The following is a 20,806-nucleotide window of genomic DNA, read 5'->3' as shown; positions in this document are numbered from 1 at the left end:
TCCATGACGGCCAGTGCCACGGCCGAGGCCAGGGCGTTCCGGGCGATGCACCACGGGCGGGACGCGGACGCGCCGCTCGTGCTGCCCGGTCCCTGGGACGCCGGGTCGGCCCGCGCCTTCGCGGACGCGGGCTTCCCGGCCCTGGCGACGCCGAGCGCCGGGGTCTCGGCGTCGCTGGGCTACCAGGACGGTCGGATACCGGCCCGGGAGATGTTCGCCGCGGTGGCCCGGATCGTCCGGGCCGTGGAGGTACCGGTGTCGGCGGACCTGGAGAGCGGCTACGGCCTCGACGCCAAGGAGCTGGTCGAACGGCTGCTGGAGACCGGGGCGGTGGGCTGCAATCTGGAGGACTCCGACCCGCTGACCAAGCGGCTGGCCGACCCACGGGAGCAGGCCGACCGGCTGGCCGCGATACGCGCCGAGGCGGGCGACGGTCTGGTGATCAACGCTCGGATCGACACCTTCGTCCACGGCGAGTCCGCCCCGGGCGACTCCGCCCAAGGCGAGGCAGGGTCCGGCCTTGGCGACAGTGAGCGCGCGGCCGAGGTGGCGATCGAGCGGGGGCGGGCCTATGCGGCGGCGGGCGCGGACTGCGTCTATCCGATCTTCGCGCCCCCGGAGCTGCTGCCCCGGCTCGCGGCCGCCATCGGGGTGCCGGTCAACGCGGCGGCCTTCGCGGCGGACGGACCCTCGCCCGCCGAGCTGGGCAGGCTCGGCGCCGCCCGCGTCACCTTCGGCCCCCGGCTCTTCCGCGCGACGATGGCCGCCGCGCGGGAGCTGGCCCAACAGCTGGGCCCCGCTCCGTCCGCCCCATGAGAAGACCGCATGAGGGGGACGGGGCGGGGCCCGGCCGGGTGCGTCGTTCAGAAAGTGACCGGAGCTAGGGCAGCCACTTCTTCCAGACGTCCGGATGCGCCTTGATCCACTTCTCGGCCGCGTCCTGCGCCGACATCCCGTCCGAGGCGATCAGCTCGGACACCTGGTTCTGGTCCTTCTTGGTCCAGTGGAACTTCTTCAGGAACGCCGCCGCCTTGCCGCCCTTCTTCGCGAAGTCCGCGTTGAGGTACTTCTGCAGCGGGGTGGTCGGGTAGGCGCAGTCGAAGGAGTCGGGGTCCTTGGCTCCGTCGGCAGCACACTTGTCCGTGTACTTGGGCAGCTTCACCTCTTCCATCGGCACCTGGTTGAACAGCCACTGCGGCTCGTACCAGTACGTCAGGAAGGGCTTCTTCTGCTTGGCGAACTGCTTGAGCTGGGTGATCTGGGCAGCTTCCGAACCGGCGAAGACGATCGAGTAGTTCAGCTTCAGGTTCTTCACCAGTGCCTTGTCATTGGTGACATAGGACGGGGAGCCGTCCAGCAGCTGGCCCTTCCCGCCGCTCTCCGCGCTCTTGAAGGTCTTCGCGTACTTGTTGAGGTTCTTCCAGTCGAGGACGTCCGGATGCTTGTCGGCGAAGTACTTCGGCACCCACCAGCCGATGTGGCCGGTGACGCCGAGGCCGCCGCCCGACGCGATCGTCTTCTTGTCCTTGACGTAGCGCTGTTCCTGCTCCGGGTGGCCCCAGTCCTCCAGGATCGCGTCCACCCGGCCCTGGCTGAGCGCGTCCCACGCCGGAATCTCGTCCACCTGGACGGTGTCGACGTGGTAGCCCAGCTCATGCTCCAGCAGATACTGGGCGACGGCCACGTTGGCCTGTGCGCCGACCCAGGACTGGACGGAGAGCGTCACGCTCTTCGCGCCGCCCACATTGGCGTACGGCGAGGACTGCTTGGACATATCCGCCGCGCCGCAGCCGGTCGCGGTGAGCAGGGCCGTGACCCCGGTGGCGGCCATCAGCAGCTGCCGGCGGCGAATGTTATGGGCCGTAGCCATCTCAGGCCCCCTTCCTGTCGCGGCGTGCGGTCGGCTGGGTCACCCGGTCGAGCATCAGCCCCAGGCAGACGATTGCCGTGCCCGCCACCAGACCGGTCGCCAGGTCGCCCTGCGCCAGGCCGGACAGCACGTCGTAGCCGAGCGCGCCCGAGCCGACCAGGCTGCCGATGACGACCACGGCCAGCACCAGCACCACGCCCTGGTTGACGGCGAGCAGCAGCGCCGGGCGGGCCAGCGGCAACTGGACCTGGCGCAACTGCTGCCCCTGGGTGGCGCCGAGCGAGCGTGCCGACTCCAGTGCGGCCGGGTCGACGTTCCGAATCCCCTGGGCGGTGATGCGGATGACGGCGGGCAGCGCGTAGACGATGGCCGCGGCCGCCGCCGGGGCGCGGCCGACGTCGAACAGCGCGACCACGGGGATCAGATACACGAACTGCGGCATGGTCTGGCACACGTCCAGCACCGGTCGCAGCATCCGCTCCAGCCGGGCGCTGCGCGCGGCCCAGATGCCGATCGCGAACCCGAGGACCAGCGTGACGACGACGGCCGCGAGCACCTGGGAGAGGGTGTCCATGGACGACTGCCACACGCCGAGCACACCGATCGCGGCCATGGCGGCGGTGGCGGTCAGCGCGGTGGCCCAGGTGCCGATCAGCCAGGCCAGCGCCCCGACGATCAGCAGGATTCCGTACCACGGGATGCCCTGCAGTCCGTCACGCAGCGGGTCGAGGACCCACTTGAGGTAGTTCGCGGCCCATTCGGCGGTGCCGCCGACGACCGGCACGCCGGTGTAGAAATGGTCGACTATCCATTCCTTGAACTGGTTGACGGGCCCCTCGATGGCGACGGTCCAGCCGCCCGGCCAGGTCTGGGAGCCGGACACCCGTCCGGCGACGGCGATGGCCGCGGTGATCACCGCGACGCCCGCCCACGCGGGCCAGCCGCGCAGCAGCCGGGGGCCGTCCTCGGCCGGGGGCTCGCCGAGCCGTTCGCCCGCCACCCCGATGGTGCGGTCCATCACGACGGCGAGGAGCACGATCGGGAGTCCCGCGGCGAGCGCCTTGCCGACGTCGACGCTGGACAGCGCCTGGTAGACGCGGTCACCGAGACCGCCGCCGCCGATCACGGAGGCGATCACGGCCATGGACAGCGCCATCATGATCGTCTGGTTGATGCCCAGCAGCAGTTCCTTGCGCGCCAACGGGAACCGGGCCGACAGCAGCCGCTGCCGCCAGGTCGCGCCGAGCGAGGCCACGGCCTCCAGCACCCCGGCGTCCGCACCGCGCAGGCCGAGGGCGGTGAGCCGGGCCATGGGCGGAGCCGCGTAGATCACGGTGGCCAGCACCGCGCCGGGCACGCCGTTGCCGAAGATCATCACGACGGGCAGCAGATACGCGAACGCGGGCAGCACCTGCATGGTGTCGAGCACCGGCCGCAGCACCCGGAACGCCCATTCCGAGAGACCGCCGGCCAGGCCCAGCAGTGCGCCGATCACGACGGAGGCGGTGACGGCGACGGCCATCAGGGCGAGCGTCTGCATCGTCGGCACCCACATGCCCAGCAGTCCGCAGACGGCGAGGGACACGAGGGTCGTCACCGCGACCCGCACCCCGGCGACCCGCCAGGCGAGCAGGGTCAGCCCGGCGGTGACACCGGCCCAGCCGAGGGTGAGCAGGGCGACATAGCCGACGCGGACGCCGATGATGATCGCTTGGCTGATGTAGCCGAAGAAGTAGAGGAAGATCCAGTGGCTGTCACGGTTGTCGAGGATCCAGTCGCTGGACTTGCCGAGCGGGCCGGACACATCGACGGTCAGCGCGTCCGGCCAGCTGCCACCGGACCACTTGGCGTGCGCGAGCGGGATGAGCACGGCGGCGATCACCAGGAGCACCGCGAGCTTGCGGACGGTCACACTGCCGACGGCGGTGCGCAGCAGCGACGGGCGCGGTTCGGCCGCGGCGGTCCCGTCGGCGGAGGCCCCGGCGTCGGGGCCGGTACGGGGGCGGGTGGTCGTGGTGCTCACACGCGCCTCCCGGGGCCACCCGGCGGAAAGCGGGTCAGGGGCGTATTCATGCCGCGGCCGCCTCCTTGCCGTCCAGGCCCGCGACGACGCTGAGCAGGCAGGCGTGATCGACGACGCCCAGGCAGCGGCCGCCGTCGACGACGCGCGCCGGGCCACCGGTGCGGGCCACGGCCTCGATCGCGTCGGCGACGGTGGTGCTCGGGGTCAGCGCGGGGCCGTCGTCCTTCTCGTCGGACGTCGCGGGGCGCATCGCACGGCGCACGGTCAGCACCTGCTCGCGCGGCACATCGCGGACGAAGTCCCGGACGTAGTCGTCGGCCGGGGAGCCGACGATCTCCTCGGGGGTGCCGATCTGCACGATGCCGCCGTCGCGCATCAGCATGATGCGGTCGCCGAGCCGCAGCGCCTCGCTGAGGTCATGGGTGATGAACACCATCGTCCGGCCCTCGTCATGGTGCAGCCGGATGACCTCCTCCTGCATATCGCGGCGGATCAGCGGGTCGAGCGCGCTGAACGGCTCGTCGAACAGCAGCACCTCGGGGTCGACGGCGAGGGCGCGGGCCAGGCCCACGCGCTGCTGCTGACCTCCGGAGAGCTGGCCGGGGCGGCGGCGCTCCAGACCGGTGAGGCCGACCTTCTCGACCATCTCGGCGGCCTTGGCGCGGCGCTCGGCCCTGCCCATGCCCTGGATCTCCAGGCCGTAGGCGATGTTGTCGAGGACGGAGCGGTGCGGCAGCAGACCGAAGTGCTGGAAGACCATGGCGGCGCGGTGACGGCGCAGATCGCGCAGCCGGGCCTTGTCCATGGCCATGACGTCCTCACCGTCGATCTTCAGCGTCCCGGAGGTCGGCTCGATCAGACGGGTGAGGCAGCGCACCAGGGTGGACTTGCCGGAGCCGGAGAGCCCCATCACCACGAACACTTCGCCCGGCTCGACGTCGAAGGAGACGTCCCGGACGGCGGCCGTGCAGCCGGTGCGGGCACGCAGGTCCGCGGCGGACAGCTCGGCCTCGGGCGAACCGGGGACTCGGTCGGCCTTCGGACCGAAGACCTTCCACATGTCGCGGACCGAGAAGACCGGGGTGCGGTCGCCGGTCTCGGGGGTGTCGGGCGTCTCGGGGGCCAGGGTCGTCGCCATCACGCCTCACCTCCGGGAGCGAGCTGGGCGGCTCGCTCTCGCGATCGATAACGGATCTGATCACGCTCGCCGACCAGCAGGTCCGCGCACTTCTCGCCCACCATCAGTACTCCGATCATCGGGTTCACGGCGGGCATGGTCGGGAAGACCGACGCGTCGGCGATCCGGATGCCGGACAGGCCGCGGATGCGCAGGTCGGGGCCGACCACGGCCAGGTCATCGTTCGCGGCGCCCATCTTGCAGGTGCCCGCGGGGTGGTAGACGGTGTGCGCGACCTTACGGGCGTACTCGCTGATCTCCTCGTCCGAGGTGATCTCCGGGCCCGGGCACACCTCGCGCTTGAGCCAGCCGGCCAGCGGCTCGGTCTTGGCGATCTCACGGGCGAGCCGGATGCCGTCGACCAGGGTGCGGCCGTCGTAGTCGTCCTCGTCCGTGAAGTAACGGAAGTCGAGAGCGGGCTTGACCTCGGGGTCGGCGCTCGTCAGATACAGCCGGCCGCGGCTGCGCGGCTTGGGGATGTTGGGGGTCATCGACACCCCGTGCTCGGGCTTCTCGTAGCCCAGCCGCTCGGGGTTGTCGGTGAACGGGATCTGGTAGAAGTGGAACATCAGATCCGGACCCTTGGACTCCGCGTCCCGGCGCACGAACAGACCGGCGTCCGAGTCCATCGCGGAGTTGTCCGGTATCGGGCCGTCCGTCTCCCACACGATCACCGACTCGGGATGGTCGAGCAGGTTCTCACCGACGCCCGGCAGATCGACCTTGACCGGTATGCCCAGCGCCTCCAGGTCGGCCTTGGGGCCGATACCGGAGTGCATCAGCAGCCGCGGGGTGTCCACCGCGCCCGCGCAGACCAGCACCTCGGTCTTCGCCCGGACGAGGATCTCCTCGCCGTCCTTGGTGCGGACGTGCACGCCGGTCGCCCGGCCGCTGTCGTCCAGCTCCAGCTTGTGCGCCCAGGTCTCCAGCATGATGTGGAGGTTCGGCCGGCCCAGGAACGGGTGCAGATAGGCGACCGACGCCGAGGAACGCTTGTTGTTCTCCGGGTGGTACGAGAGGTCGAAGAAGCCGACGCCCTCGTGGAACGGCTGCTTGTTGAAGCCCTCGACGCGCGGCACGTCGGCGGCGGCCTGGGCGGCCTCCACGAAGTCCCGGGCGATCGCGTTCCGGTCCTTCTCGTCGACCGGAACGACGTTGTTGCGCAGCTTGTGGAAGTACGGGTCCATCGCGGCGGCGTCCCAGCCCTCGGCACCCGCCTCGGCCCACTCGTCCCAGTCGCCCGGCAGCGGCTTGAAGGAGATCAGGGTGTTGTGCGAGGAGCATCCACCGAGTACCCGGGCGCGGCTGTGCCGGATGTGCGAGTTGCCGCGCGGCTGCTCGACGGTGGGGTAGTCGTAGTCCAGATCGCCGCCGAGCAGCCCCAGCCAGCGGCGCAGGGTGAGGACATCGGGGCGGTCGATATCGGAGGGACCGCCCTCGATGACGGCGACGTGGACGTCCGGGTCCTCCGTGAGCCGGGAAGCGATCACCGACCCTGCGGTGCCGCCGCCGATGACGACGTAATCGTATGCGTCAGGTACGGGCATGTGGGGATTACTCCTCGCGGTCTTCCGGTCTTCCGGGGCGGCCCGCACGGGTGCGGGCCGGGGGCCGTCCCCGGAGGGGATGGGGGTTACGGACGAAGGGGAGAGTGCCGGGCGCCGTCAACGGACACGAAAGGGCCCGGGCCCGGCGGGAGGTCCGGGCCCGGCGGTGCCGCCCCGGGCGGGGGCCGGCGGCGGGGCGTCAGCCGCCGAACCAGCGCACCGGGCTGGGCCGCAGGTTCTCGTAGACATGCTTGGTCTCGCGGTACTCGTCCAGGCCCGCCGGGCCCAGCTCACGTCCGACGCCGGACTTGCCGAAGCCGCCCCATTCGGCCTGCGGGAGGTAGGGGTGGAAGTCGTTGATCCACACGGTGCCGTGCCGCAGTCGCGCGGCGACCCGGCGGGCGCGCGCGGTGTCGGCGGACCAGACGGCGCCGGCCAGGCCGTACTCGGTGTCATTGGCGAGGGCCACGGCTTCATCTTCGGTGCTGAAGGTCTCCACCGAAAGAATCGGACCAAACGTTTCTTCCCGAACGACGCGCATTTCACGGTGGCACTGGTCGAGCACGGTCGGCAGATAGAAGTAGCCGGTCGCCGGACGGACGTCGGACGGCTCGGGCTGCTTGCCGCCGGTGCGCAGCACCGCGCCCTCCTCCAGGGCGGACGCCACGTACGCCTGGGTCTTGGCGAGCTGCTGGGCCGAGACGAGCGGGCCGCACTCGACACCCTCCTCGGTGCCGCGGCCGAGCTTGATCTTCTCGGCGCGGCTGACCAGCTCGGCGACGAACCGCTCGCGCACCGACTCCTCGATGATCAGCCGGGCACCGGCCGAGCAGACCTGGCCGCTGTGGATGAAGGCGGCGTTCAGGGCCTGGTCGACGGCGGTGTCGAAGCCCTCGTCGGTGGCGCAGGCGTCGGCGAAGACGACGTTCGGGTTCTTGCCGCCCAGCTCCAGGGCGACCTTCTTCACGCTCGGCGCGGCGGCCTGGGCCACCTTGGTGCCGCTGATCAGGCCGCCGGTGAAGGACACCAGGTCCACATCCGGGTGATCGGACAGCCGGGCGCCGACCGGGTCACCGGCGCCGGTCACCAGGTTGGCCACACCGTTCGGCAGGCCCGCCTCGACCAGCAGCTTCACCAGGTGGACGGTGGACAGCGGGGTCACTTCGCTGGGCTTGATGACGAAGGTGTTGCCCGCCGCGAGCGCCGGGGCCACCTTCCAGCTGGCCTGGAGCAGCGGATAGTTCCAGGGGGTGATCATCGTGCAGACGCCGACCGGCTCGCGCACCACGACGCTGTGCACATCGGGGCTACCCGCGTCGACCACGCGGCCGGCCGACTCGCCCGCGACCTGGTCGGCGAAGTAGCGGAAGGCGTTGGTCACGTCGTCGACGTCGACCCGGCCCTCCTCCAGGGTCTTGCCGGTGTCGCGGCTCTCCAGGAGGGCGATCTCCTCACGGTCGCGCTGGAGCAGGTCGGCGACCCGCCGCAGCAGCGCCGACCGCTCGGCGACCGGGGTGTGGGGCCAGGGGCCGCTGTCGAAGGCGCGGCGCGCGGCGGCGATGGCCGCGTCGGTGTCCTCCGCGCCGCCCTCGGCCACCACGGCCAGGGTCTTGGCATCCGCGGGGTCGAGAACCTCCCGCTGCGCGCCGGATGCGGCCGCTCGCCACACCCCGTCCACATGAATGCTCTCGACTGCCGACACTTTCTCTCTGCCTCCTGGATCGCGAACGTCTGCGCTGGCCACACCAGCAACTAGGACCCCTTACCGGAAGCACGAAAGGTATGCGCAATTTTTCCTTGAAAGTGGCCCGGCTCACGCGAGACGAAGGGGGGGTGAGAAGGAGGCGGGGGCGGAAAGGGGCCCGGGGAGGGCGCGGCGGCTACGAAGCGGTGCAGTAGGCGGTCGGGCAGAAGGTCTCCAGCACGGCGTCATGGAGCGACTGCTCCTGTGCCCGGTCACCGGCCGGGCCGCTGATCAGCACCGCGTACATCGTGCCGTTCTGCGCGGCGAAGCGGCGGTCGAGTATCCGCCGGGCCCCGGATTCCTTGCTCTGGTACGTGTACTCCAGCTGGGCCGGGTCCATGGCGGCCGCGCCGAGCTGGGCGAGGGTGACCTGCTCGTAGTCGCGGTTGCGGGACGCCAGCCGCTCGGCCTCCTGCGCCGACTCGTACGGCGTGGCCTCGGGGCCGTGCAGCTCGAACACCTGGATCTTGGTGGAGTCGTCGGGCGAGGTGAAGAAGACGCTCGGGCCCTCCACCGTCCGCCGCCACCCTTCGGGGACGGCGATGTCGAAGCCCTCCGGGTCCCGCGCGGTGCTGAAGCCCGCGGGCGGCACGGAGCCCGTCAGGGACGGGCCCGCCGAGGGGGACGCGTACGCCGACCCCGACGGGTACACCGACGGCAGACCGGACGGCGCGGCGCTCGGCGCTCCCGTCGGCAGACCGGTGGGCGCACCCGTCGGCGCACCGGTCTCGGGCGCGGGATAGACATCGCCGGGCGCGGTGGCGTCCGCGCTCGCCGAGGGCACCGGGGTCCCGCGGTCCCAGGGCAGCGGGCCCGCCTGCTTCCCGGTCGTACCGTCACCGCCGAACGCCACCCAGCCGGAGAACGCGATCCCCGCGGTCAGGAACACCGTGACCGCGACCGCCTGCAGCACCCGCCGCGCCTCAGCCCTCCGCTGTTCCTCCGAGCCCCCGTCAGTCATGCCTGTTCCCCCAAAATCGCATTTCTTCTACCGATAAGCAGAGTTAACCGAGTTAGCCCGACATACGGTGTACCCAGTATGCGCGCCGCGGTCACCTCCGCTACCGCCCCGATGCCGGATAGTTGGCCACCGGAGATGTACGCGCTCAGCCGGACGGGCAGTAGGCGGTGGGGCAGAAGGCGCCCAACACGATCCGCTGTCGCTCCACTTGATCCGGCCACTCATCGGACGGGCCCGCCACCAGCACCGCGTACTGCACGCCGTCCGGGCCGGTGAAGGCGCGGTCGACGACGCGGCGCTCGCCGTACTTCGGGCTGCGGTAGCCGTATCGCAGCTCCGCGTCCGCGCCGTCGCCGGTGCCGAGCCGCTCCAGCTTGTACCGCTTGTAGTGGGGGTTCTTCTTGAGGCTGGTCTCGGCCTGCTCCAGCGCCTCGTACGGGGTGATCTGCGGGCTGGTCAGGGAGAAGACCTGGATCAGACGGCTCGCGTCGGACGACTCGTAGAAGACCCCCGTATCGCGCTTGACGCGCTTCCAGCCCTCCGGCACGTTCAGCGTGAACCCCTCCGGGTCCACGGCGCGTTGATACCCCTGCGGTGGGGGCCCGCTGCCCGCGGCGATCGACCCCGACGGCGATGCGGACGGCTCTCCCGACGACGGCACGGCGCCGGACGGCGAGGGCGAGACGCTGTCCCAGCCGGACGAGGTCGCGCTCGGGCCGCTGCCCTCCTTCACCGTGTCGTCACCGCTGCCCGACAGCAGATGCCAGGTGCCGACGCCGATGCCGCCGATGAGCACCACGGCCAGCACCACGAGCAGCACCGGCCCCCGGTGCGGACTGGGCGGCCGTCTGCCCGGGGCGGGCGGCTCGGCGCCCTCCCCCACCCAGCGCTGCGCGGCCTCGTCCCAGCGGGGGCCGCGCTCGTCGCTCGGCGTGCTCATCTCAGCCGCCCAGCAGCGCGCCGACCGCCTGGCCGACGGCGACGCCCGACGCCAGCATGCCGACCCCGGCCCCGGCATCCTGCAACAGCACCCGGAGCCGGGCGAGACGGCCCGCCCCGGCCCGGCCGGTGCGCTGGATCTCGCCCTGGGTGTCGGTCAGCTCGTCCGACAGCGCGCTGACCTCGGGCCCGGCCACCAGCCGCTCAAGATCGGCGGAGAGCTGCTGGACGGCGCGCAGCAACTCCTCGTACGCCGGGTCGCAGACGGCGCCGTCCTGCGCCCCGTTCACGATGTGGTTGCCGTCGCCGATGCCGACGACACCGCCGCGCACATTGCCGATGCGGATGTTCCCGAACCGCCGCCCGCTCTGGCCACCGGCCGTGCCCGCGCCGCTTTCCTCGTCCCTCTCAGCCGTCCCCATGGCCGCCTCCCCCTCCGTTGCCCCTGGTGTTGCTGACCGTGTTGTTGTCGCCGACGGTGATGGCACTGTCCTGTGCGGACTCGATGAAGATGCCGCCACCGCTCACGTTGATGATCTTCTGCTCGAACTCGCCGGTCTCCCATCCGGCTTCGTCCAGCGCCTGCCGCACTCCGTTGGCCACCCGGTCCTCGACGCTCTTCAGATAGCGGCTGACGTCCATCTCCTGGAAGAGCGAAGCGCCGTCGTCGCTGCCCAGCTCGCGCACGGACCTCCAGGGACCGTCGGGGATGGCCGCGGCATAGGCGCCCGTGTAGATCCGCAGAAAGAAGGCGAGCATCCGGAAGCCGTGGATGAGCACGCGGCCCGCGGTCGTGGGCGTCCGGGCCAGTGCCCACAGCACCTTGCCCGGCAGTCCGCCGCGGCGGTGGGAGTCGGTGAGCCGGTCGATCGCGCGGAAGTCCGGGCGGATCGGGCGCAGCACATGCGGGGCGAACTCCAGCATCAGCATGCCGCCCTGGGTGTGCACCCGGACGAAGACGGTGGTGACGACCTCCTCCTGCCAGGCTCCGACCCGGATGCGCAGGAAGTGCCGCCGGACCTCGCCCGCCTCCTCGACCGCCGCGGCCCGCTCCCGCTCGAAGTGCGCCTCACCGTGCGGTGCGAGGGAGCGGCCGCGCAGCCCGGTGGCCTTCACGAACACGCACTCGTCCAGCTCCAGACCGCGCAGCCGGTCGCGGACCTCGGCCGACTGCCTCGGCACCGCGGCACTCCGGGCCGGGGTCCGGGCGGACGGGGTGCGCAGATTCTCCACCAGCGGCCGGATGCGCTCCAGGATCACCCGGTTGTCGAGCGGCACCGCGGTGCGGCCCTCGCGCGGCCGCAGCTCGACCGCGAGGGTCCAGGTGGCGTGCGCGGTGCCCGCTCCGAGAAACGGGTGCTGATCGTGGTAGAGGATCACGGGCGCGTGCTGCTCGCGCCGGATCAGCTCCCGCACCCGCTGGAAGCGGGCGCTGCCGGAGCGCTCGGCGGGGTCGTCGGCCGGGGCGGCGAAGGTCTGCGGGGCGAGGTCGCCGGACAGCACCCGGGCCACATGCTCGCGGTGCAGGGCCACCGCCGCGGCCATCGCGGTGGGGATCAGCAGCGCGGCCCAGGCGGCGCCGGTGCCTGCCCCGGCCGTCAGCTCCGACAGCGTGCCGCCGTCCAGCGTGCTCGGCTCCGGGCCGTCCGAAAAGACCAGCTCCAGCGCGGAGAAGACATAGCCGATCAGCAGCAGCACCCCGCCCACCCGCAGGACCGCGGCCAGCCGCATCCGGGCGGGCGCGATCCCGTCGGAGCCCGGATAGTCGGCGCGGAAGGGGCCCGAGGCACCGCCCCTGGCCCAGGTCGCCAGCAGCAACAGCCCGCAGGACAGCAGGAAGATGAAGAAGAAGCCCTTGGCCAGCAGGGCGTGCAGCAGCCAGAGCCCGATCAGCAGCAGAATCCAGCCCGCCTCCAGGCGGCGGGCACGCAGCGCGTGGGCGAGCACCCGGGAGACGTCGACGCCCAGCGACGGGGCCACGACGCGCTCCTCGTGGACCAGCAGCTCGTCCACGACCGTGTCCCGGAAGTCGTCGTCCAGATACACGCCCGCGCACAACAGCCGCGTGGCCTCACTGGCCGCGTGTCTGGATACGGGTCCGGTCGCGTGTCCGGTCGCGTCATCACCGCGACTGCCTGTGCCCATGCTCTCCCCCCGAGGCCGGCATCAACCCCTCATACGGTAGGAGAAAGTGGGACGCAAGGACAGGAAATAGCCGAAGGGTCACTCTCCGGAGTGAATAACGGAGGGTGACCCTTCGGATGTGCGCACGCGGAGTGCGTCGGACGCGGGCGCGTCGGCGGACGCGCGTCAGCGCGTCAGATGAGGCCGAGACCGCGCACGGCCTCGCGCTCCTCCTCCAGCTCCTTCACCGACGCGTCGATGCGGGTGCGGGAGAACTCGTTGACGTCCAGTCCCTGGACGATCTGGAACTGCCCGTCCTCCGCGGTGACCGGGAAGGACGAGATCAGGCCCTCCGGCACCCCGTACGAACCGTCGGAGACCACACCGGCCGAGGTCCAGTCACCGGTGTCGGTGCCGTTGACCCAGGTGTGGACGTGGTCGATGGCGGCGTTGGCGGCGGAGGCGGCCGAGGACGCGCCACGGGCCTCGATGATCGCGGCACCGCGCTTGGCGACGGTCGGGATGAAGGTCTCGGCCAGCCACTGCTCGTCGCTGACGACCTCGGCGGCGTTCTTGCCCGCGACCTCGGCGTGGAAGACGTCCGGGTACTGGGTGGCGGAGTGGTTGCCCCAGATCGTGAGCTTCTTGATCTCAGCGACCGGCACCCCGGTCTTCTGGGCGAGCTGCGACAGGGCGCGGTTGTGGTCCAGGCGCGTCATCGCGGTGAAGCGGTCGCCCGGTACGTCCGGGGCGGCGGCCTGGGCGATCAGCGCGTTGGTGTTGGCCGGGTTGCCCACGACCAGGACCTTGATGTCGTCCGCGGCGTGGTCGTTGATGGCCTTGCCCTGCGGCTTGAAGATGCCGCCGTTGGCCTCCAGCAGGTCGCCGCGCTCCATGCCCTTGGTGCGCGGGCGGGCGCCGACCAGCAGCGCGACGTTGGCGCCGTCGAAGGCGACGTTCGGGTCGTCGGAAATGTCCACGCCGCGCAGCAGCGGGAACGCGCAGTCGTCCAGCTCCATCGCGGTGCCCTCGGCCGCCTTCAGCCCCTGGGGGATCTCCAGGAGCCGCAGTTTGACCGGCACGTCCGCGCCGAGGAGCTGACCGGAGGCGATGCGGAAGAGCAGCGCGTAGCCGATCTGGCCGGCCGCGCCGGTGACGGTGACATTGACGGGAGTGCGGGTCATGGCGGTCTCCTGCGCTGTGTTTGTCCGAGATCTCTTGGTGTCGAGATACCGGCGCCAGGCTATCCGACGACGCGGCGCCCGCATCTCCGGGCCCATGTGTCGCCGCTCACCGGCCACGCCCCGGCGGCCGTCTGTCAGGAGGGGGAGAACAGACGGCCGCCCGGTGCCGCACCCGTGGGGGGTCGGCGTTCGCATGCCCCGATTCCCCGGGGTCATTCCTCCCGTTCGGAGATTCCCCCGGACGGGACCGCGGCGGGCGGACACGCCGGTCGGTCACCCCTGGGGAGCGCCCTGCGAGGTGCCCTGTGGAGTGCCCTGTGAGTTGCCCTGAGTGTTCCGTGAGGTGCCCTGCGGGGTGTCCTGCGCGGTGTCCTGTGACGTGCAGCCGCGCCGGCCGCCGGTGAGGGTCGCGCACGCGGTGGCCCGCGAGGCGGCGTCCGCCGTGACCATCGCGGTGTACGCGTCGCCGTCCGCGTCGACCTTGCCGCTCTCGGTACGGCCCGGCCCACCGCCCTTCGCGGGGGCGCTGACCCGCACCTGATCGCCGGGGGCCGCCCGGGCGATGCGGGCCCAGGCGGCGCCGCAGACCTTGCTGTAGCGGACCTCGACGTACGCCGTCCCGACCATCGCGTTCGCGGTCGTCGTGGCGTACTTGCCGCCGCAGCCCATGGCCTGCGGGTCCTTGCCGCCGCAGCCGTCCCCGGAGCACTTCACCCCGGCCGGGAGCCGGGAGGCGGTGGTGGCGGGGGGTTTGACCGGCTGCTGGGCCCGCTTCTCGCCGTCGTCGCCCTGGCCGGTCACGAGGACGGCTCCGGCCACGATCAGCAGCGTGCCGACGACGCCCGCGGCGAACAGCGCGATACGGCGCCGGGGTTGCCCGGCCGGGCGCGGCGGGCCCGGCTCGTCGGCCACGGGCGGCGAGGGCGGGGTGCCCGGCCCGGGCGGCGCGGATGAGGTGAGCGACGCGGATAAGGCGGGCGGCGCGGATGAGATGGGCGGCGCGGGCGACTTGGCCGCCGGGACGGGCTCCACCAGCGGGTGTTCGGGCCCGGGCACATCGACGTTCCGGACACTTGGGGCTCCCTGCGCGCCCGGGAAGGCCGCCGGGCGGGACTTCGCGGGCTTGCGGCCGTTCTTCTTCTCCTTCTCCACCGGCGGCGGCGCGAACTCCTCCAGCGCGGCCCGCGCCCGGTCGACCCGGATGGCCTCCATCGTGACGTCGTGCCGCGCTTCGGCACGGCTCCACGCCCGCTCCGCCAGCTCCCACAGGGTGCTGAGGTGACCCGCGTCCGCGCCCGTCGCCTCGGCCAGCGCCTCCACCGCGCCCTGCGGCGGCAGGAGTCTGCCGCCGAGATAGCGCTCCCAGGAGGTCTTGCTGTAGCCCGTGCGGTCGGCGATGGCGACGACGCTCATCCCGCTGCGGTCGACGAGTCCGCGTAACTGCCCGGTGAACTCCCGCACCTGCGGGTCGAGTTCCTCCGGCAGGTCCCTCCAACGAGGCATGTGCCTCCCCCTGTCCCCCCGTGCGTACCTGGTCGTTCCCCTTGCAGTGGTCCCCCTGCCGGCGTCCCGGGCGCCGAAGTGACTACCCAAAGAGATGCCTTGCCCCAGGATGTCAGTTCCTCCGGCGGGGGCGCATCGGAGCATTCCGGACTCGGGAGCGCACTCACGCGGCGTCCGCTCGTCGTTGCGCAGCCGATACCTCGTTGCGGAACTGTCACTTCCAAGCCACAGGCCCTCAACGTCCATTGATCCCGCACAGCTGACGCACAACCCTGATCATCAGGCGGTCCGTCCTTCTTCGGGGGAGAGGACGGACCGCCGCCCGGACCGCGAGGGAAGCGAACAAGCCAACGGCGGCCCGTCCTCCCGCGGGGGTGAGGACGGGCCGCCGTTCGGTTGAGGGGCCGCGCGGAGGGCGCGGACTAGCGGACCGTGAAGTGCACCACGTCCTGAAGGAACGGGAGTTTGATCCAGGGGTCCGGCTGGACCATCAGCGACAGCAGCAAGATCACCGCGCCGAGCCCGCCGTACGTCAGCAGGTCCGTGAAGCGCGACCGTACGGCCAGCATCCCGACCTCCGGCAGCGCCCACCGCAGCGCGGCGCCCGCCAGCAGGGACAGCCCGATCAGCGCCGTGCCCAGCCGGAACCCGTCCAGCGAGACGATCAGCAGCCCCAGCGCGACGCCGCCCACCACCGCCAGGAACGGCCACTGCCGGGCGGTCGCCGGGGCGCTGCCGGGCGCGGCCCGGCCGCCGCCCTGCGGACGCGCGGTGTCCCGGGTGATCAGCGGGAAGCGGCGGGACTTGCGGAGCAGCAGCCCGGGCAGTTCCGCGACCGTCGGCTTGCCCGCCGAGGCCCGACGGGCCGCCGGTTCCTGACCGGCCGCGGGCTCCTGACCGGTTGCCGGTTCCTGACCAGCTGCCGGTTTCTGACCGGCCGTGGGCTCGTCCGTAGCCGCCTGTCCGGTCGCCGCCTGGCCCGTCGCCGCCTGGCCGGTCGCGGGCTCTGCTGCCGACGCCTGACCAGCGGCTCCCGCCCGACCAGCCCCGGCCTGACCGGCCGTGGACCCTTCGCTCGCCTCAGCCGTCATGACCGGCACCGCCGTCGGCGGCCGCCTTCGCGTCCCGCTCCGCCGCCTCGACGACGTTGACCAGCAGCTGAGCGCGGGTCATCGGGCCGACGCCGCCCGGGTTCGGCGAGATCCAGGCCGCGACCTCGGACACATCGGGGTGCACATCGCCCGCGATCTTGCCGTGCTCGTCCCGGCTGACGCCCACGTCGAGCACCGCGGCGCCCGGCTTGACGTCCTCGCCCTTCACCAGGTGCCGCACCCCGGCGGCCGCCACGATGATGTCTGCCTGGCGCAGCTGCGCGGACAGGTCGCGGGTGCCGGTGTGGCACAGGGTGACCGTCGCGTTCTCGGAGCGGCGGGTGAGCAGCAGCCCGATCGACCGGCCGACGGTGATGCCGCGGCCGACGACCACCACATGCGCGCCGTTGATCTCCACGCCGTGGTGGCGCAGCAGCTGGATGATGCCCTGCGGCGTGCACGGCAGCGGCGCGGTCTCGTTCAGCACAAGCTTGCCGAGGCTCATCGGGTGCAGCCCGTCGGCGTCCTTGGCCGGGTCGATCAGCTCCAGCACCCGGTTGGTGTCGATGCCCTTGGGCAGCGGCAGCTGGACGATGTAGCCCGTGCATTCCGGGTCCTCGTTGAGCTCCCGGACCGCCGCCTCGATCTCCTCCTGGGTGGCGGTGTCGGGCAGGTCACGGCGGATGGACGAGATGCCCACCTGGGCGCAGTCGCGGTGCTTGCCCGCGACGTACCACTTGCTGCCCGGGTCTTCGCCGACGAGCAGGGTTCCGAGGCCGGGATGGACGCCCTTGGCCTTGAGCGCCTCCACGCGGCTGACGAGATCGGACTTGATCGCGGCGGCGGTTGCCTTGCCATCGAGAATCTGGGCGGTCATGGCTTCATCCTCCCGGATGCGGGGACATCGATTCCACTCAGGGCCCGTGAGATCTGTGAGACCTGTGAGAAGGGGCGGAGTGGGGTGGGGCGGCGGAGGCCGCACCCCCGACTGCGGGGTGCGGCCTCCGATGGCATACGTCGCGGGGACGGGCTCAGTGGAAGAAGTGCCGGGTACCGGTGAAGTACATGGTCACGCCCGCCTTCTGGGCCGCCTCGACCACCTGCTCGTCGCGGACCGAGCCGCCCGGCTGCACCACGGCCTTGACGCCCGCCTCGGCCAGTACCTCGAAGCCGTCCGGGAACGGGAAGAAGGCGTCGGAGGCGGCGTACGCACCGGTCGCCCGCTCCTCGCCCGCCCGGGCCACGGCCAGCTTCGCCGAGTCGACGCGGTTGACCTGGCCCATGCCGACGCCGACCGTGGCGTTGTCCTTGGCGAGCAGGATCGCGTTGGACTTGACCGCGCGGCAGGCGCGCCAGGCGAAGGCCAGCTCGGCGAGGCCGTCGGCGTCCAGCGCCTCCCCGGTGGCCAGGGTCCAGTGGGCCGGGTCGTCGCCCTCGGCCTGGAACCGGTCCTTGACCTGCACCAGCGTGCCGCCCTCGATGGGCCGCTGCTCGGTGACCGCCGCGGGGGCGTCGGCGCAGCGCAGCACGCGGATGTTCTTCTTACGGGCCAGCACCTCGACCGCGCCGTCCTCGTAGGCGGGGGCGACGATGACCTCGGTGAAGATCTCCGCGACCTGCTCCGCCATGGCGACCGATACCGGACGGTTGACGGCGATCACGCCGCCGAAGGCCGACAGCGAGTCGCACGCGTGGGCCTTGCGGTGCGCTTCGGCGACGTCCGCGCCGGTCGCGATCCCACAGGGGTTGGCGTGCTTGATGATCGCGACGCACGGCTCGGTGTGGTCATGGGCGGCGCGGCGGGCGGCCTCGGTGTCGACGTAGTTGTTGTACGACATCTCCTTGCCGTGCAGCTGCTCCGCGTGCGCGAGGCCGGTGCCGCTGCCGTCGCTGTAGAGCGCGGCGGGCTGGTGCGGGTTCTCGCCGTAGCGCAGGACCTGCTTCCGGGTGAAGGTCGCGCCGGTGAAGTCCGGCCACTCGCCCTCGTCGGCCGCGCCGTGCTCATCAGCGGCTCCGCCGCGGGCCTCGACGAACCAGTTGGCCACCGCCACGTCGTACGCCGCGGTGTGCTGGAAGGCCTCGGCCGCCAGCCGCTTGCGGCGCGCCAGGTCGAAGCCGCCGTCGGCGGCGGCCTTGAGGACGTCACCGTAGGCGGCCGGGTTCACGACGACCGCCACGGACGGATGGTTCTTGGCGGCGGCGCGGACCATCGACGGACCGCCGATGTCGATCTGCTCGACGCACTCGTCGGGCGAGGCGCCCGAGGCGACCGTCTCGCGGAACGGGTAGAGGTTGACGACGACCAGCTCGAACGGCTCGACGCCCAGCTCGGTGAGCTGATCGCGGTGCGCGTCGAGGCGCTGGTCGGCGAGGATGCCCGCGTGGACGCGCGGGTGCAGGGTCTTGACGCGGCCGTCCAGACACTCCGGGAAGCCGGTCAGCTCCTCGACCTTGGTCACCGGAACACCCGCCGCCGCGATCTTCGCGGCCGTCGAGCCCGTCGAGACGAGCTGGACACCCGCCGCGTGCAGTCCTTGGGCCAGCTCCTCCAGCCCCGTCTTGTCGTACACGCTGACCAGCGCGCGGCGGATGGGCCGCTTGGTACCTTCGGCGGTCACGGGATCATTACCTTTCGTCCCTCAATGCGGTAGCCGTGCCGGGCCAGACGCCCCACGACCTCGACGAGCAGCGAACGCTCGACTTCCTTGATCCGCTCATGCAGAGCGGACTCGTCGTCCTCGTCCCGGACCTCGACCACGCCCTGGGCGATGATCGGGCCGGTGTCGACCCCGTCGTCGACGAAGTGGACGGTGCACCCGGTCGCCTTCACGCCGTACGCGAGCGCGTCGCGCACCCCGTGGGCGCCGGGAAAGCTGGGCAGCAGGGCCGGGTGGGTATTGACACACCGGCCGCCGAAACGGGCCAGGAACTCCTTGCCAAGGATCTTCATGAACCCCGCCGAGACCACCAGGTCCGGCGCGTACGCGGCCGTCTCGCCCGCCAGTGCCGCGTCCCACTCGGCGCGGCTCTCGTAGTCCTTGACGCGGCACACGAAGGTGGGGATACCGGCGCGCTCGGCGCGCTCCAGACCGGCGATGTCACCGCGGTCGGCGCCGACGGCCACGATCCGGGCGCCGTAGGCCGCGGTGCCCACGTCGTCGATGGCGTCGAGGAGCGCCTGCAGATTCGTACCGGAGCCGGAGACGAGAACGACGAGGCGGGCAGGGGAGCCGGAAGGGGCGGGAAGGGGCGGGGAGGCCACGGCGGGGATCTTTCTCGCGGGCGGTGCTGCGGGCGGTGCTGCCGTTTGTGTGGTCGTACAAGGTCACGGACTCTTGAATTCCGGGGAACTCTACGAAGCCGCCGACCGTCAGCAACGATACCGGCACACGAAGCGGCCCCCGGGGGACGGGGGCGGGCACGGGAGGTAGCGTCTGGACTGGGAATCCAACTGATGCCGTGGGAACGACCGTCGCGCCCGCACCGCCGAGCCGTACGGCAGCAGCCGTACCCGGCCCGGGTGTGCAGGACGACGACACAAGGGGAAGACACACTCCAGATGCCGGACCGACGCCGCCGCGCGGCTCATCGCCTCACTCCGACCCCCAGCCACACCGGGGGGCGGCGATGAGGCGCGCCCGCACGTCGCGTACGACGCCGCTGCTGCGCGAGCAGCAGTCACCGTCGTCCTCCTCGTCCCCCTCGACTCCCTCGTCGTCCTCTTCCTCCTCCGGGGACCACCACGGCGAGGAGCGGCCCGAGGACAATCCCTTCGCCCCGCCGCCCGAGGGCAGGCCCGACGAGCCGTGGCAGCCCCGGCACCGGCCCGAGGACGGCAGCGGTGACAGCGGCGGTGACGGCGGTCAGGACGGCCAGAGCGGCCGGGGCGACCAGCCACAGCAGCCCCCGGCCTGGGGCAGCCAGTGGAGCAGCCGCCAGCCCGGCCGCCAGAGCGGCGGCTTCGGCACCGGCCCCGGCACCGGCGGCGGCCGCCCGTCCGGGCCCGGCGGCCAGGGCGGCGGCCCGTCCGGCCCGCGCGGCTGGGACCCCACCGACCCGGCCCAGCGGCGCGCCCGGTACGCACTGCTGGCGGGCATGTGGGCGTTCTTCTTCGCCCTGTTCAGCCTGGCGCAGATCGCGCTGCTGCTCGGCGTGCTGGCCCTGTACTGGGGCATCAGCTCGCTGCGGGCCAAGCCGCGCCGTTCCTCGACGGCCACGTCCGCCGCGGTGAGCGGCACGGCGAACGGCACGGCGAGCGGTAAGGCGAACGCCCCGCTCAACGCCCCGCCCCCGCCGCCCGGCGCCACTCCGGCCCGGCTCCCCGCGCCCGGCTCCGGCTCCGGCTCGTCGAAGCCGCAGTCGACGGCGGCGATCAGCGGTCTGGTGACGGGCGGGCTCGCGCTCGCCATCGTGGCGGCGACGTTCAGCTTCCAGATCGTCTACAAGGACTACTACACCTGCGTGAACGACGCTCTCACCCAGACCTCCCGGCACGCCTGCGAGACCCAGCTCCCCAAGGAGCTGCGCCCCCTCCTCAGCACCGGCGAATAGCCACCGGCGAGCAGCGCACCGGCGAATAACGCACCGGCGAATAACGCACCGGCGAACAGCAGAGCCGCCCCGGGCCACATGCCCGGGGCGGC

17 protein-coding genes are annotated in these 20,806 nt (G+C 72.0%); 2 read left to right on the top strand and 15 right to left on the bottom strand.

From position 1 onward, the window contains the following. The first annotated feature begins 3 nt into the window (after positions 1-3). Positions 4-816 carry an isocitrate lyase/phosphoenolpyruvate mutase family protein gene (locus tag ABZ370_RS02625; RefSeq protein WP_358615344.1) on the top strand — a complete coding sequence of 271 codons (813 nt, stop codon included), beginning with the start codon at positions 4-6 and terminating at the stop codon, positions 814-816. Between the two features lie 64 nt (positions 817-880). Here the strand turns inward: ABZ370_RS02625 and ABZ370_RS02620 are convergent, their stop codons facing one another. From ABZ370_RS02620 to purN, 15 genes are all read right to left on the bottom strand, one after another. Continuing rightward, on the bottom strand, positions 881-1,870 hold the full coding sequence (locus ABZ370_RS02620) for an ABC transporter substrate-binding protein (RefSeq protein WP_358615342.1): 990 nt from the start codon (positions 1,868-1,870) through the stop codon (positions 881-883). 1 nt (position 1,871) lies between these two features. Beyond that, entirely contained in the window at positions 1,872-3,806 is a 1,935-nt protein-coding gene (locus ABZ370_RS02615; RefSeq protein ID WP_358616054.1) for an ABC transporter permease subunit, read from the bottom strand. A 133-nt stretch (positions 3,807-3,939) separates the two neighbouring features. After that, on the bottom strand, positions 3,940-5,031 hold the full coding sequence (locus ABZ370_RS02610; RefSeq protein WP_358615340.1) for a glycine betaine/L-proline ABC transporter ATP-binding protein: 1,092 nt from the start codon (positions 5,029-5,031) through the stop codon (positions 3,940-3,942). Further along, positions 5,031-6,617 carry a GMC oxidoreductase gene (locus ABZ370_RS02605; protein ID WP_358615338.1) on the bottom strand — a complete coding sequence of 529 codons (1,587 nt, stop codon included), beginning with the start codon at positions 6,615-6,617 and terminating at the stop codon, positions 5,031-5,033. The genes ABZ370_RS02610 and ABZ370_RS02605 overlap by 1 nt, the downstream gene beginning before the upstream one ends. Before the next feature lie 199 nt (positions 6,618-6,816). Further along, the gene (locus ABZ370_RS02600) at positions 6,817-8,319 is read right to left on the bottom strand and encodes an aldehyde dehydrogenase family protein (protein ID WP_358615336.1); all 1,503 of its coding nucleotides are present in this window, start codon (positions 8,317-8,319) and stop codon (positions 6,817-6,819) included. Between the two features lie 178 nt (positions 8,320-8,497). Then, a complete protein-coding gene (locus ABZ370_RS02595) occupies positions 8,498-9,322 on the bottom strand; it encodes a serine/arginine repetitive matrix protein 2 (RefSeq protein ID WP_358615334.1) in 825 nt (274 codons plus the stop codon). 145 nt (positions 9,323-9,467) lie between these two features. Continuing rightward, entirely contained in the window at positions 9,468-10,262 is a 795-nt protein-coding gene (locus ABZ370_RS02590; RefSeq protein ID WP_358615332.1) for a hypothetical protein, read from the bottom strand. 1 nt (position 10,263) lies between these two features. Then, on the bottom strand, positions 10,264-10,683 hold the full coding sequence (locus ABZ370_RS02585; RefSeq protein ID WP_358615330.1) for a hypothetical protein: 420 nt from the start codon (positions 10,681-10,683) through the stop codon (positions 10,264-10,266). After that, complete coding sequence (locus ABZ370_RS02580; protein ID WP_358615328.1) at positions 10,670-12,406, bottom strand: hypothetical protein; 1,737 nt, start codon at positions 12,404-12,406, stop codon at positions 10,670-10,672. Before ABZ370_RS02580 ends, ABZ370_RS02585 begins: the two co-directional genes overlap by 14 nt. A 173-nt stretch (positions 12,407-12,579) precedes the next feature. Next, positions 12,580-13,569 (bottom strand): malate dehydrogenase, encoded by a 990-nt coding sequence (locus ABZ370_RS02575; protein ID WP_358615326.1) that lies wholly within the window; start codon positions 13,567-13,569, stop codon positions 12,580-12,582. A 273-nt stretch (positions 13,570-13,842) separates the two neighbouring features. After that, on the bottom strand, positions 13,843-15,072 hold the full coding sequence (locus tag ABZ370_RS02570; protein ID WP_358615324.1) for a DUF2690 domain-containing protein: 1,230 nt from the start codon (positions 15,070-15,072) through the stop codon (positions 13,843-13,845). 422 nt (positions 15,073-15,494) lie between these two features. Further along, complete coding sequence (locus tag ABZ370_RS02565; RefSeq protein ID WP_358615322.1) at positions 15,495-16,163, bottom strand: DUF3017 domain-containing protein; 669 nt, start codon at positions 16,161-16,163, stop codon at positions 15,495-15,497. Further along, a complete protein-coding gene (locus ABZ370_RS02560; protein ID WP_358615320.1) occupies positions 16,153-17,040 on the bottom strand; it encodes a bifunctional methylenetetrahydrofolate dehydrogenase/methenyltetrahydrofolate cyclohydrolase in 888 nt (295 codons plus the stop codon). Before ABZ370_RS02560 ends, ABZ370_RS02565 begins: the two co-directional genes overlap by 11 nt. Before the next feature lie 154 nt (positions 17,041-17,194). Continuing rightward, positions 17,195-18,781, bottom strand: coding sequence for a bifunctional phosphoribosylaminoimidazolecarboxamide formyltransferase/IMP cyclohydrolase (gene purH / locus ABZ370_RS02555; protein WP_358615318.1), 1,587 nt, complete (start codon positions 18,779-18,781; stop codon positions 17,195-17,197). Continuing rightward, positions 18,778-19,425 carry a phosphoribosylglycinamide formyltransferase gene (purN, locus tag ABZ370_RS02550; protein WP_358615316.1) on the bottom strand — a complete coding sequence of 216 codons (648 nt, stop codon included), beginning with the start codon at positions 19,423-19,425 and terminating at the stop codon, positions 18,778-18,780. The genes purH and purN overlap by 4 nt, the downstream gene beginning before the upstream one ends. 365 nt (positions 19,426-19,790) lie before the next feature. Between purN and ABZ370_RS02545 the strand changes: the two genes are divergently transcribed. Further along, a complete protein-coding gene (locus ABZ370_RS02545) occupies positions 19,791-20,714 on the top strand; it encodes a hypothetical protein (protein WP_358615314.1) in 924 nt (307 codons plus the stop codon). Positions 20,715-20,806: the final 92 nt, after the last annotated feature.

This window comes from Streptomyces sp. NPDC005962, assembly GCF_040629205.1.
GTDB lineage: Bacteria > Actinomycetota > Actinomycetes > Streptomycetales > Streptomycetaceae > Streptomyces.
The sequence above is the reverse complement of the archived record's forward strand: the minus strand, read 5'-3'. Positions and strand labels throughout refer to the sequence as shown.